General features: G+C 65.1%; 2 protein-coding genes. Both read right to left on the bottom strand.

Annotation, left to right across the window (positions count from 1 at the left end; all coding sequences use genetic code 11):
- Window positions 1-2: 2 nt before the first annotated feature.
- A complete protein-coding gene (locus M5B43_RS24135) occupies window positions 3-14,036 on the bottom strand; it encodes a non-ribosomal peptide synthase/polyketide synthase (protein ID WP_248752417.1) in 14,034 nt (4,677 codons plus the stop codon).
- A 223-nt stretch (window positions 14,037-14,259) separates the two neighbouring features.
- Window positions 14,260-15,447: an MFS transporter gene (locus M5B43_RS24130; RefSeq protein ID WP_248752416.1), complete on the bottom strand. Its 1,188-nt coding sequence runs from the start codon at window positions 15,445-15,447 to the stop codon at window positions 14,260-14,262.
- Between the last annotated feature and the right edge of the window lie 36 nt (window positions 15,448-15,483).

Below are 15,483 nucleotides of genomic sequence, written 5' to 3'. Positions count from 1 at the left end.
GTTCAAATCGCCTCTAGTTCGCTCAAAAAGTCACGCAGGTCATCAAAATCTTCCACGCTGCCGACGTGGAAGGTGGCTGCGGCCTGCACGTAGGCACGCAGCGATTCGGTCTGGAACAGCTCCAGCAGCGGCACTTCCAGGCCCAGTTCGGTCTGGACCCGTGACGTGATCTGGATCGCCAACAGGGAATGGCCACCGACTTCAAAGAAGTTGTCGTTCAGGCCCACGTGCGGCACGTGCAGGATGTCGGCCCAGATCGCAGCGATCTGCTGCTCCAGCTCGGTTTGCGGGGCCACGTATTGCGGCTGCATCTGGCGGGCATCCGGCACCGGCAGGCCCTTGCGGTCGAGCTTGCCGTTGGGGGTCAACGGCATTTGCGCCAGGAACACGAAGTGGGCAGGCACCATGTAATCCGGCAAGTGGTTTTTCAGGGCACGCCGCAAGCCATCGCGGAGCTGGGCTTCGTTGGCCTGGGCGGCGTCAGTCGGGACGACGTACGCCACCAGCTGCTTACCGCTCGGGCCTTCCTGGGCCACTACCACGGTTTCACCGACGCTGGCCTGTTCACGCAGGCGCGCTTCGATTTCACCCAGCTCAATACGGAAACCGCGGATCTTCACTTGATGGTCGACCCGGCCCAGGTAATCCACCACACCGTCCGGCCGCCCGCGGGTCAGGTCGCCGCTGCGATACACGCGGCTGCCCGGCTTGCCGAATGGGTCCGGCACAAAACGCTCGGCGGTCAACGCCGGACGTTCCAGGTAACCCCGGGCCACGCCCTCGCCGCCCAGGTACAACTCGCCGGCCACGCCGATGGGTTGCAGGTTCAGTTGCGAATCCAACACATAGCCGCTGCGGTTGCCCAGCAACGTACCGATTGGGGCGTAGACCGCACCGCACGGGTCGCCTTTGCGCGCCTTCCACAGCAGCGGCGTGACCACGGTTTCGGTCGGGCCGTAGCCGTTGAACAGGTAGGTCGGTTTCAAGGCGCGCCAGGCCAGGTCGTAGCTGGCTTGAGCGACCGCATCGCCGCCAAAGCAGTACACGCGCACTGCCGGAGGGTTGCCGTCGCGTTCGGCATGCTCGGCCAATTGCTGCAAGTACACCGGCGGGAACACCGCCATTGTCACGTTGTGGCGGTGCATCTGCGCGTAGGTGTACTCCGGCAACCACAGGCTGTCGTCGCGAATCAGCACGCTGGCGCCGTTGATCAACGGGTGCATCCAGCCTTCGTGGGAACCGTCGAAGGCGAACGACATGAAGTGCAGTTCGCAATCGGCCGGAGAGGTTTCATAGCGCTCGCCCGTGGCGATGATGTGCGCCACCAACGGCCCGTGGGACACCGCTACGCCCTTGGGCAAACCAGTGGAGCCGGAGGTGTAGATCACGTAGGCAAGGTTGTCACCGTGCAGTGCAACATGCGGCGCGGCATCGCTGCCGTCGGCCCAGGCTTGCACCTGATCCACCGCCAAGGCTTGCAAACCCTCCGGGATCGGCAGCCGGTGTTGCACCGCCGTATGGGTCAGCAGTAACCGGGCACGGCTGTCCTGCAGCATGTACAGCAAGCGGTCACGCGGGTATTCCACATCCAGCGGCACGTACACGCCACCCGACTTCAGCACGGCAAGGAACGCCACCATGATCTCGGCGCTGCGCGGCATGGCGATGGCCACGCGCACTTCCGGGCCGACGCCACGGGCGATCAGCGCGTGGGCCAGGCGGTTGGCCTGGCCGTCGAGCTCAGCGTAGGTCAGGGTTTGCGCGTCGAACTTCACCGCCACCGCATCGGGGGTTTCCTGCGCGCGGTCGGCGATCAATTCATGCACCAGGCGCTGGGCCGAGAAGCCGGAGGCCGTACCGTCCCACAGTTGCAGGATGTGCTGTTGCTCGGCCACATCCAGCAGGTTCAACTGGCCGATGCTCTGCTGTTGATCGGCAACCATCGCCCGCAGCAGGTTCTGCCAATGCCCGGCCATGCGCTCGATGGTCGCCGGTGCAAACAAGTCGGTGGCGTAACTCAGGGATGCACGGAGCGCCGTGGGGCTTTCCTCCACGTCCAGCGCAAGGTCGAACTGGGCCATGTCTTCGTCCCAGCTCAACACTTCGACGTGCAGGTCGGTGAGGCGGCGCAGATGGCGGTCGGCGGCGCTCACGCGGTGGTTGAACAGCACCTGGAACAACGGGCTCAGGCTCAAGCTACGTTCCGGTTGCAACGCTTGCACCAGCTGTTCGAACGGCAGGTCCTGGTGGGCCTGGGCCTCCAGGGAACGCTGGCGTACCTGGCGCAGCAACTGCGCCACGCTCATCTGCCCGTGGATATCGGCCTTGAGTACCTGGGTGTTGACGAAGAAGCCAATCAACCCCTCGGTTTCGAGGCGGTTGCGGTTGGCAATCGGCACGCCGACACGCACATCCTCCTGGCCGCTGTAGCGGTGCAACAACGCTTGGTACGACGCCAGCAACACCATCGGCAGCGTGACCCCGGTGCTTTGTGCCAGAGTGCGCAAGCCATCCAACAAGTCGGGGGCCAGCTCGATGCCCAGGCGTGCGCCGCGATGGCTGGGCTGCGCCGGGCGCAGGTGATCGAACGGCAACGCCAGCACCGGTTGCTCGCCACCCAATTGCTCGCGCCAGTACATCAGTTGACGGGCCTGCTCGCCGGCCGCCATCCAGTCGCGCTGCCACACGGCGTAGTCGGCATACTGGATCGGCAAGGCCGGCAATGGCACGTCCTCGCCTTGGCTGTAACCGGCGTACAGCTGCACCAGTTCCTCAACCATCAGTTGCATCGACCAACCATCGGAGACGATGTGGTGCTGCACCAGCACGAGTACATGGTCGTCCTCGGCCAGGCGCAGCAATTTGACCCGCAGCAGCGGCCCGCGCAGCAGGTCGAATGGGTCGGCGATGGCCGCGGCGACGCGCGCCTTGAGGTCGGCGTAATCACTGTCGGCATGCTCGATGTCAACCCGGCCCACGGCTTCAATCACCTGCACCGTGCCCGCGGCGTCCTGGCGAAAATGGGTGCGCAGGCTTTCATGACGGGCCAGCAGGCGATCGAAACTGCGTTGCAGTGCGGCCAGGTCCAACGGGCCTTGCAAGCGCAGGGTGCTGGGGATGTGGTACGCGGCGCTGGTGGCGTCCAGTTGCCACAGGAACCACTGACGTTCCTGGGCGTAGGACAACGGTAACGGTTGCGTGCGGTCGGCCCTGAGCAACGCCGGTGCCTTGACGCCCTCCTCGCCCAGCGCCCGCACGAAATCACCGAGCAAGGGCTGTTCGAACAAGGTTTTGAGCGCGACTTCCAGCGCCAGGGCCTGGCGTACCCGTGACACCACCCGCGTGGCCAGCAACGAATGCCCGCCCAGCTCGAAGAAGTGGTCGTCGAGCCCCACTCGCGGCACCTCCAGCACCTCGGCCCAAATCGCCGCGACCTGTTGTTCGCGTGCGGTAATCGGCGCCACGTGGCCGTTGACTGACAGGCCAGCCTCCGGCTTGGGCAGCGCCTTGCGGTCGAGCTTGCCGTTAGGCGTCAGCGGCAGGCGGTCGAGGAACACCCAGTGCGCCGGCACCATGTAGTCCGGCAGGCGCTCGCGCAGCGCAGCTTTGTACTGCGCCGGCGCCTGCGGTGCAGCGGCCACCAGGTAAGCGATCAAGCGGTCGTTGTCGGCCAGCACCACCGCTTCACGCACACCTTCGTGCTCACGCAGGCAGGCTTCGATTTCGCCCAGTTCGATGCGGAAACCGCGGACCTTGACCTGGTGGTCGGCCCGGCCGATGTACTCCACCACGCCGTCGGCACGGTAGCGCGCCAGGTCGCCCGTGCGGTACAGGCGCTCGCCCGGCGCACCAAACGGGTTGGGCACGAAGCGTTCGGCGGTCAGCGCAGGCCGCGCGTGGTAACCCCGCGCCAGGCCGACCCCGCCGATCAGCAGCTCAGCAGCAGCCCCGACCGGGCATGGGCCCATATCGGTGTTGAGTATGAACAGCGTGGTATTGGCGATGGGCCGCCCGACAAAAGGTTGCGCCTCCAGCAGCCGATGGGCCGCCGACCAGATGGTGGTTTCGGTCGGGCCATAGAGGTTCCACAGCGAGCCTTGCAGGTCGAGCATGCGCCGGGCCAGGTCAGCCGGCAGCGCTTCACCGCCGCACAGGCACTTGACGCCACGCAGCAGCTGCGCCCGTGGGCTGTCGAGCAACATGCGCCAGGTCGACGGCGTGGCTTGCAGCACGCTGGCCGCTTGGCCGTGGGCCAGATCAAGGATGGCTTCCGGGTCGAGGGCCAGTTCCTGGGCACTCAGCAACACTGTGGCGCCAACGCTCAGCGGTACGTAGAGCTCCAGGGCGAAGATGTCGAATGAGAACGTGGTCAGCGACAACAGGCGCGCCTCGCGGCCGATGTCGAGGGTGGCGGCCATGCCCCACGTGAAGCTGCACAACGCTTGGTGGCGAACCATCACGCCTTTGGGCTGGCCGGTGGAACCGGAGGTGTAGATCACGTAGGCCAAGTGTTCCGGTGTCACCGTAACCTGCGGGTTGTGCGCGTCACCGCTGGCGTCATCCACCAGCAGCACCTGAAGACCCGCCGGCTGCGCAAGGCGATCACGCAAATGGGGCTGGGTCAGCAGCACCTGCGCGCGGCTGTCTTCGAGCATGAACGCCAGTCGATCCGCCGGGAATTGCGGATCGAGTGGCACGTAGGCGCCGCCGGCCTTGAGGGTCGCCAGCAGGCCGACCACCATGTCCAGCGAGCGCTCCATATGCACAGCCACCAGCACATCCGGACCGACACCCGCCGCGATCAGTCGATGGGCCAGACGATTGGCGCGGCGGTTGAGTGCGTCGTAGCTCAGGCGTTCTTCATCGAAGTGCAGCGCGACAGCATCCGGCTGTGACAGCGCTTGCGCCTCGAACAGCTGGTGGACACAACGCTCGCGTGGGTAATCGGTATCGCTGCGGTTCCAGTCATACGCCATTTGCTGCCATTGCGCTGCGCTGAGCATGGCCAACGGGTCCAGGGCCTGGGAAGCATCGCGCACCACCGCACGCAACAGGTTTTGCCAATGCCCGGCCAGGCGGTCTACGGTCGCCGGCTCGAACAGGTCGGTGGCGTAGGTCAGCGAAGCCCAGAGGCCATCGGCCGATTCTTCGGTTTCCAGGCTCAGGTCGAACTGGGTGCTGCCGGTGGCCCACTCCACCGGCTGCAACTCAAGGCCGGGCAACTGCACCGGGCCTGCGCGCAGGTTGTCCTGATGGTTGAACATCACCTGGAACAGCGGGTTGTGGCTCAGGCTGCGTTCCGGTTGCAAGGCTTCTACCAACTGTTCGAAGGGCAGGTCCTGATGGGCCTGGGCCTCCAGGGCGCGCCGCTTGACGTGGGCCAGCAACTGCTCGAAGGGCATTTGCCCGTGGAGGTCGGCTTGCAGCACTTGGGTATTGACGAAAAAGCCCACCAGCCGTTCGGTTTCGAGGCGATTACGGTTGGCGATCGGCGCGCCGACACGGATTTCGGACTGGCCGCTGTAGCGATGCAGCAGGGTCTGGAACGACGCCAGCAAGAGCATGAACAAGGTCACGTCCTGACGTTGGGCCAGGGCCTTGAGGTCGGCGACCAGCGCGCTGTCCAGCTGGACCTGCCGGCGCGCGCCGCGATGGCTTTGCACCGCAGGGCGCGGGTGGTCCAGGGGTAATTCCAGCAGCGGATGCTCATTGCCAAGGCTCGCGCGCCAGTAATCGAGTTGGCGCTGTTTTTCTCCGGCGGCCATCCAGCCTCGCTGCCACTGTGCATAGTCGGCGTACTGGATCGGCAACGCCGGCAACTGCGCGTCACCCTGGTAGAGCGCCACCAGTTCGTCGACCATCACCTGCATCGACCAGCCGTCGGAGATGATGTGGTGCTGGGTGACGACCAGCACATGGTGGTCAGGCGCGATCACCAGCAGTTTGACACGCATCAGCGGGCCATTGCGCAGGTCGAACGGGCGCTGGATCTCTTGCGTCACCGCCTGCTCGATGGCCCCGGCGTCGATGGCCTGGTGCTCGATCAGCACGGCCAGGCTTGGGTGGATCACTTGCAGGGTGTGCTCGCCCGCCTCCACAAAGGTGGTGCGCAGCGGTTCATGGCGCGCGACCAGGGCCTGGAAGGCGCGTTGCAAGGCCGCGCTATCCAGTTGGCCGCGCAAGTGCAAGGCGGTGGGCACGTGATAGGCCGCACTGGCAGGATCCAGCTGCCAGAGGAACCACTGGCGCTCCTGGGCAAAGGACAACGCCAATGGCTGATCACGCCCAACCGCCTGCATCACGGCTGCCGTATCGGCCTGCAAGCCTGCGCAAGTGGCCGCGAAGGCTGCCAGCGTCGGCTGTTCGAACAGGGCCCGCAACGGCACTTCCAACTTGAGGTCATGGCGTACCCGGGAGACTACTTGGGTTGCCAGCAACGAATGACCGCCACGCTCGAAGAAATGGTCATCCAGGCCCACGCGCTCAACCTGCAACACCGCCTGCCAGATCGCCGCCAGTTGAATGTGCAGCGGGCTGCGTGGCGCGACGTAGGTGGGTGCCTCCAGGCTCAGGTCCGGCGCCGGCAGCGCGCGGCGGTCGAGCTTGCCGTTAGGGTTCAACGGCAACGCGTCGAGCCTCAGCCAATGCCCCGGCACCATGTAGTCCGGCAAGGAATGGCGCAAGCGCGTCGCCAGCGCAAGCGCGTCCCATGCCTGGCCTTCGGCGGGCACCACGTACGCCACCAACTGCGTGCCGGTGGCGCTCGGCTGGGCGATCACCGCCGCTTCGCGCACCTGGGGCAAGGCTTGCAAGCTGGCTTCGATTTCGCCCATTTCGATACGCAAGCCGCGAATCTTCACTTGCTGGTCGATACGCCCGACGTACTCCAGCGCACCCGCTTCGTTGTAACGGGCCAAGTCGCCACTGCGATAGAGGCGCGCACCGGGCAGGCTGGAAAACGGGTCCGGCAGGAAGCGTTCGGCGGTGAGCGCCGGACGGTCGAAGTAGCGTTGCGCCAGACCGGCCTCGGCGCCGATGCACAACTCGCCGACGCCGTCGGTGACCAGCAGTTCGAAACCGCTGTCGAGCACGTAGAGCGAGCGCCCGGCAATCGCCTGCCCAATCGGCACACCCAACGCATCGCTGGCATCAGCCAGTTGGCAGTCGTGCACACTGGAGACCACGCTGGCCTCGGTCGGCCCGTAGGTGTTGACCAGGCGCACGCCGCCCAGCCCGGCGGCGTGCCAGGCGCGCAAGCCTTCCACCGACATGGCCTCCCCGCCCACATGCACCTGGCGCAGCTTGCCCAAGGGGCGACGGGCCACGGCACACTCTTTGGCCAGCAAATACCAATAGGCGGCCGGCAAGTCGGCCAGCGTCACGCCGTGCGCGACGATTTCCCGGGCCAGTTGGCCGGCATCCCAGAGTTCATCGCCGCGCATGATCAGCGCTGCGCCCACACACAACGGCGGGAAGCACTGCTCGACAAAGCCATCGAAACTGAAGGTGGCAAACTGCAACACACGGTCCTCTGCACACAACCGGCTGTACGCCACGGCGCTGTCGCAGAACTGGCCGAGGGCGGCATGGTCGATGGCCACGCCTTTGGGCTGGCCGGTGGAGCCGGAGGTGTAGATCACATAGACCAGATCAGCGGCAGCTGCGTGGTTGGGCGGATTGGTCGCCGGGTAGCCAGCCAGTTCCTCGCCGTCGGCGGTGAAATCCAGGCGGGTCAACCCAGCAGGCAACGGCAGGTCGACGAGCAAACCGGTTTCGCTGAGCAGCAGATCCAGACGGCTGTCGGCGAGCATGTAGGCCAGGCGGTCGACGGGGTATTTGGGGTCCAGCGGCACATAGGCCGCGCCGCTTTTAAGCACCGCCAGCAGGCTGACGATCAACTGCGGGCCACGCCGCGAAGCCAGGCCCACGCGTTGACCAGGGCCAACACCAAGCGCCAGCAGCCGATGGGCCAGGCGATTGGCCCGCGCGTTGAGCTGGGCGTAGCTCAAGCACTGGTCACCGGCCTGCACTGCGAGAGCCTCCGGCGTGGACTGGGCCTGGGCGGCGATGCGTTGATGCACGCGTTCGGCGCGCGGAGCCGCACCGGGTGAGTGGCTCAGGGCAAGCACGTCACGCTGCGCGCCGTGATCCAGCAGTTGCAGGTTGCCCAGCGCGACACCGGCGTGCGCCACCAGTTGTTGCAACAGGTGCTGCAGGTTGGCGCCAAGCCGCGCGACCTGTTGCGCGCTGAAGCGTGCCCGGTCATAGCTGAACTCCAGGCGCAGGCTGGCGCCCAACTCGATGCCCAGGGTCAAGGGGTAGTGAGTACGCTCATGGTTGTGCAGGCGGCCGAAGGTCAGGCCGGCCGGCGCGCCTTGCTTGAGGGCTTCGGCCACCGGGAAGTTTTCAAACACCAGCAAGGTATCGAACAGCGCACCTTGTTGACCGGCCCATCCCTGGATGTCATAGAGCGGCACATGCTCGTGGTCGCGCAGGCTGAGGTTGAACACTTGCAGCTCAGTGAGCCAGGCGGCGGCCGATTGGGCCGGTGAGGCTGCACTGATGATCGGCAAGGTGTTGATAAACAGGCCCAGCTGTTGCTCGATCCCCGGCAACGGTGCAGAACGCCCGGCCACGGTAGCACCGAACGCCACGCAATCCTGGCCGGTATAGCGTTGTAGCAACAGGCTCCAAGCGCCTTGCAGCACGGTATTAAGGGTGACTTTTTGCTGACGGGCAAACTCACCGAGGGTGCGAGTGAAATTGCTGCCCAGGCTCAGGTGGTGGTCGGCCATGCCGCTGTCGTCGACCGGCGTACGCAGTGCCTGGGCCAACAAGGTGGGCGCCGCCAACGGTGCCAGGGCGACTTTCCAGAACACCTCGCTCGAGGCTTGCTGTTGCAGCCAGCCCAGGTAATCGCGGAACTGCCCAAGCGGCGCGGGTACGGTCTGGCCCGCGTAGTGGGCAATGACCTCGGCGAGCAACTGGGCGTTACTCCAGCCATCCATCAGGATGTGGTGGCTGGTGAAGATCAGGTGCCAGGCCGCACCGGCACCGCGCACCAGCATCAGGCGAAACAACGGCGCGGTATTCAGTGCAAAGCCGCGCTCACGTTCGGCCTGGGCCAGCGCATCCAGATCGGCGTGCGGGTCTTCGATCACTTGCAGTTGCAGGTCGACCTGGCGCTGGATCACTTGGTGAGCGCTGTCCAGGCCCAGCCAGTGGAAGCTGCTGCGCAGGATCTGATGCCGGTCCAGCGCCGCTTGCCAGGCGCGCCCGAAGGTCGGCAGGTCGAGGCCCTCGATGTCCAGGCGCAGCTGGTTGATATACGCCTCGGCCTGCGGCTCCATCAGGCTATGGAACAGCATGCCCTGCTGCATCGGCGACAGTGGATAAACGTCAGCGATGGCCGGCCCGGCCATGGGTAGCGCGTCCAGTTGCTGCTGGCTGAGGCGGGCCAGCGGGAAGTCCGACGGCGTCACCTGCCCGGCCGGGGTGGCGCAGCAATGCTCGATCAGCGCCTTGAGTTCAGCGACGTACTCATCCGCCAGATGCTGGATGGTCGACGCCTGGAACATGGCGCGGCTGAAACCCCATTGCAGCGCCAACTCACCGCCATACACCTGCCCTTCCAGCGTCAGCCAGTTGGCCAACGGCGCCTCGGGGTCCTGGGCCTGGCCGCTGCCTTGGCTGGCCGGTACAAACAGCGCCGTCTCATCGAACTGGCGGTCGAACTGGCCCAGATAGTTGAAGGTGATACGCGGCGCGGCCAGGCCATTCAGGGCGTCACGGGCGTCGGGGCTACCCAGGTAACGCAACAGGCCAAAGCCCAGGCCCTTGTCGGGCACCGCGCGCAGTTGTTCCTTGACCGCCTTGATCGCCCCCGCCAACTCGCCGTCGGCGTGCAGGCGTACCGGGAACAGGCTGGTGAACCAGCCGACGGTGCGGGTCAGGTCGAGGCCCTCGAACAGGTCTTCGCGGCCATGGCCTTCGAGCTGGATCAGCGCGGCGGCGTGGCCACTCCAGCGGCTGACCACGCGTGCCAGGGCGGTGAGCAGCAGGTCGTTGACCTGGGTGCGATAGGCCGCTGGCGCATCCTGCAGCAGTCGTCGGGTGTGCTCGGCGTCAAGGCGTGTTTCGAGTTTGGCACCCAAACGGTTTTGCAGGCCGCCCTCGGGGTTATCGCACGGGAGTTCGGCGTCAACCGATTGCGCCTGCCAGTACGGCAGTTGATCGTTGAGCGTTTGCGCGTGGCTGTGCAGCTTGTGCGCCCAGTGCTGGTAGGCACTGGTTTTCGCTGGCAGCACCTGTTCGCGGTAAGCCTGTTGCAGGTCTTCGAGCAGGATACGCCAGGACACGCCATCGACCACCAGGTGGTGGATCACCAGCAGCAAGCGCTGGCTGCCATCGGCCAGGCTCACCCACACGGCGCGCAGCAGCGGGCCCTGCTCCAGATCGAGGCTGCGTTGGGCGTCATCACACAGCGCCGCCAACTCGGCGTCGGTGCCGGCATGGGACTGCCACAGCACCGATTCGGTGATCGGCGCAGCATGGACTTGCCGCCAGCCATCCGCGTGCTGCACATAGCGCAAGCGCAAGGCGTCGTGATGGTTGATCAATTGCAGCAAGGCCGCTTCAAGCCGTGCAGGCGCCAACGCCTCGCGCGGGGTCAGCAGCAATGACTGGTTCCAATGGTGACGCGCCGGGATCGCCTGGGCGAAAAAGCCCTGCTGTACGGGCGTCAGGATCACCTCGCCGCTGACGGGGCCTTGATCGATCACGCTCGCCTGATCGACGCTCGCCACCAGCGCCAGGCTGCGAATGCTCTGGTACTGGAACAGGTCGCGCGGGCTCAGGCGAATACCGGCCTGGCGCGCACGGCTAACCACTTGGATGGAGATGATCGAGTCGCCACCCCGTTCAAAGAAGTTGTCATCCAGGCCAATGTGCTCGACGCCCAGCACGTCGCTCCAAATCGCCGCCAAGGCTTTTTGCAGGGCACTTTGCGGGGCGACAAACGCCTGTTGCGGCGCAGCCTCCGGTACCGGCAACGCCTTGCGGTCAAGCTTGCCGTTGGCGGTGACCGGCAGCTTGGCCAAGGGGATCAGATGGGTCGGCACCATGTAGTCCGGCAGGCTGCCGAGCAGCCAGGCTTTGAGGTCGCTCGGCGCCTCGCCGTCCACTACCAGATAAGCCACCAGCTGTTTGCCGCCGTGCACCAACACCACCGCTTCGCGCACCTGCGGGTGCTGCATCAGGCGCGCTTCGATTTCGCCCAGTTCGATACGCAAGCCGCGCAGCTTGACCTGATGATCGAGACGGCCGAGGTATTCAATCACGCCATCGCCACGCTGGCGCACGCGGTCACCGGTGCGGTACAGGCGCTCGCCGGCCACGAATGGGCTTGGCACAAAACGCTCGGCGGTCAACGCCGGGCGCCGATGGTAACTGCGCGCCAGGCCGGTGCCGCCCAGGTACAACTCGCCGGATACGCCGGCCGGCACCGGGTTGAGCTGCGCGTCCAGCACGTAAGTGCCGAGGTTGGCGATCGGGCGGCCAATGGGCACGCTGTCGGCGCCTTCGTCGATGCAACGCCAGTGGGTCACATCGATGGCCGCTTCGGTCGGGCCATAGAGGTTGTACAGGCCGGCGTCCGGCAGCTTGGCGAAGACCTGGCGTTGAGCATCCAGCGCCAGTGCTTCGCCACTGCACACGATGCGTGTGAGGCTGGTGCACATCTGCACGCCGGGTTCATGGATGAACGCCTGCAACATCGACGGCACGAAGTGCACAGTGGTGATGGCGTGCCGGCCGATGGTTTCGATCAGGCGCGCCGGCTCGCGGTGTTCGCCGGGGGCCGCGATGACCAGGCGGGCGCCGGTCATCAGCGGCCAGAAGAACTCCCATACCGAGACGTCGAAGCTGAACGGGGTTTTCTGCAAGACCGCGTCGCCGGCTGTCAGGCCGTAGGCCTGTTGCATCCAGCACAGGCGGTTGACCAATGCCCGATGGCTGTTGCCGGCGCCCTTGGGTTTGCCGGTGGAGCCGGAGGTGTAGATCACGTAGGCCAGGTTGAGTGCGTGGATCGCCACGGCGGGCGATTCGCTGCTGTAACCGTCGAGCCACAGCGCAGGCTGATCCAGGGCAACCACCCGAATACCTGCGGCGGGCAGCGACGCCAGCAGGCTCTGCTGGCTGAGCAGCAGTTGAATGCCGCTGTCTTCGATCATGTAGGCCAGGCGTTCCTCAGGATACTCAGGGTCGAGTGGAACGTAGGCGCCACCCGCCTTGAGAATCGCCAACAGACCGATCACCATCTCCAGGGAGCGCTCGACGCAGATCCCCACCAGCACGTCGGGGCCTACGCCCTGCTCGCGCAAAGCATGGGCCAGCGCGTTGGCACGGGCGTCGAGCTGGGCGTAGGTCAACGTGGTCGCGCCGAACACCAGCGCCGGCGCATTCGGGGTGCGTTGCACCTGGTCTTCGATCAGATGATGAATGGCGCGTTCGGTCGGGTACGACTCGGCGGTCTGGTTCCAGGTGTGAACCAGCCGCTGCTGCTCGTCAGCGTCAAGCATCGGCAATTCGCCGATACGCTGTTCGCCGTCCGCGACGATCGCTTGCAGCAGGCTGATCCAGTGCTGGGCCATGCGCGTAATGGAGGGTGCATCGAACAGGTCATTGGCGTAGGTCAGCGCGGCATGCAGGGTTCCGGACTGTTCATAGGTGTCCAGGGTCAGGTCGAACTGGGTGGTGCGGCCTTGCCATTCCACCAGTGCCAGTTCCAGACCTGAAGCGGTGCTGACCGAGGCGATGTCCGCGACGACCGGCTGGTGGTTGTACATCACCTGGAACAGCGGCGTATGACTCAGGCTGCGTTCGATTTTCAAGGCTTCTACCAGGCGCTCGAAGGGCAGCTCCTGATGGGCTTGGGCGCCGAGGGCGTGCTCCTTGATGCCTTGCAGCAACGCTGTAATAGAAGTTTGCCCGGTCAGTTCAGTGCGCATGACCTGGGTGTTGACGAAGAAGCCGATCAGCCCCTCGACTTCCGTGCGGTTGCGGTTGGCAATTGGCACACCGACGCGAATATCGCCCTGCCCGGTGTAACGGTGCAGCAGCACATTGAAAGCACCCAGCAGCAGCATGAACAGCGTGACAGTGTGTTTTTGCGCGCAGCTGCGCAGTTGCGCGGCCAGTGCCTCATCAACCGCGAAGTGATGGCGTGTACCTTGGTAGCTGGGCATGGCCGGACGCGGACGGTCGACCGGCAGCTCCAACACCGGGTGCTCATCGCCCAGGCGGGCCTGCCAGTATTCCAACTGGCGCGCCTGCTCGCCCGCCTCCAGCCAGCGACGCTGCCACAGGGCGTAGTCGCTGTACTGGATCGGCAGCGCCGGCAGTTGTGGCGCTTCGTTACGCTCATGGGCGTCATAGCAACGGATGAACTCGTCGATCAGCACGTTCATCGACCAACCGTCGGAGACGATGTGGTGCAACGTCAGCAGCAGTACGTGCTCCTGCTCACCCAGCCTGAGCAGTTGTACGCGCAGCAGCGGGCCGTTTTCCAGGTCGAATGGCAACAGCGACTGAGCGGTGGCGGCGTCGTTGACAGCCTGTTCGCGGTCGGCGGCAGCCAGGGTGCTGAGGTCAATCTGCTCGACCACCACCGCAGGCTCTACCGCGACTTGCGCCAGACGCTCATCGGCCTGGCGCTGGAACACCGGACGCAGGGTTTCGTGGCGCTCCACCAGACGGGTAAACGCTTGCTTCATCGCCTCCAGGCTCAGCGCACCTTTCAAGCGCACGGCGCCCGGCAAGTTGTAGGCGCCACTGGCCGGGTCCAATTGCCAGAGAAACCACATGCGTTGCTGCGCGTAGGACAACGCCTGGCGATCCTCCACGTCCACGCCTGCCGGAATCGGAAACCGGGAAAAGTCCACGCCCTCTTTGTGCAACGCCTGCAGGAACAGTTGGCGTTTTTCCAGGGGCAGCCCAATAAACCGGCGAGCAAGTTTCAGGGAGTCTTCAGCATTCATTTCTTGGAATCCGGGGCAATAGGCAGGAAGCACAAAGGCACGTCGTCCCTATAAAACGAACCGGAAGGGGAAAAATTAGCGGGGATGGGTGGCTGTTGCCCGCGAGAAATGCGGGCTGCCGGGAAGGGTCCGACGAAAAACCAGTACGCTTATGAAGGCATAGGTATCGACACAACTCTGGGGACAGCGCTCGCCACAGGTTACCGGTTGCTCGTTCTAGCGCTTAACTGACGGGTATTGAGCCTAGCCGCCGGTAACCCAACACCGCCGAGCCCAATACCACCGCCCCCGCCGTCAGCGCCACCCAGAACCCGCTGGTGGCGCCGAAGTGGTCGATCAGCCAACCGGAACTGGCGGCCCCCATGGCCACGCCGATGCTCAGGCCGGTGATCAGCCAGGTCATGCCTTCTGTCAGGCGGCTGGGCGGGACGATCTGCTCCACCAGAGCCATGGAGACGATCAAGGTCGGCGCGAAGAACAGGCCGGAGATAAAGATGGCGGTGGCCAGGCCGGGAATATCGGTCACCAGCAGCAATGGCAAGGTGGTCACCGCCGTGGCCACGCCGCAGCACAGAAACTGGCGAGGCAACGGTGCCTTGAGCTTGAGGGCGCCAAAGGCCAGCCCGGCCAGGCACGAACCAATGGCATACACCGACAACACGATACTCGCGGCCGCCGGCTGGCCCTGATGCTGAGCGAACGCCACGCTGACCACATCCACCACGCCGACAATCACACCCATGGCCAGCAGCAGGATCATCAGGATCAGTACCGAAGGCGAAGCAATCAGCCAGCGGCCGTGCGCATCGTGGTGTTCATGTACGGGAGGTTCGGTTTGCCGTTGCAGTACAAAGGTGGTGACGCCCACCGCCAGCAACAGCGCCGCGACCAGGGGCCCGGCTTCAGGAAACAGCACCACACTCAGGCCCACCGAAATGGGCGGCCCGATGATGAAGCACACCTCATCCAGTACCGACTCCAAGGCGAATGCCGTTTGCAGCTTGGGCTGGCCCCGGTACAACTCGGTCCAGCGCGCTCGCACCATGGCGGACATATTGGGCATGCAACCGGCCAAGGCGGCGAACAGGAACAGTGTCCAGTTCGGCGCCTGCACACGGGTGCACAGCAGCAACAAGAGCAGCGCCCCACCGCCGATCGACGCGGCAATCGGCAGCACCCTGCCCTGGCTGTAGCGGTCCACCCAACGTGACACCTGCGGCGCACAAAATGCCGTGGCCAGGGCAAACACCGCCGCCACCGAACCGGCCAGGCCATAGCCGCCATGCACCTGCGAGAGCATGGTGATCAAGCCGATGCCCGTCATCGATATCGGCATGCGCGCCAACATCCCCGCCAGTACAAACGCCCGAGCGCCAGGGGCCTGGAATAACTCGGCATACGGGTTTGCCATGACTTAAACGCCTTTTAGCCTTAAATTGCGCAACGT

The organism is Pseudomonas sp. MWU15-20650 (assembly GCF_023242475.1).
Classification (GTDB): Bacteria; Pseudomonadota; Gammaproteobacteria; order Pseudomonadales; family Pseudomonadaceae; genus Aquipseudomonas.
Note: the sequence above shows the minus strand (reverse complement) of the source record. Positions and strands in the feature narration are given on the sequence as shown.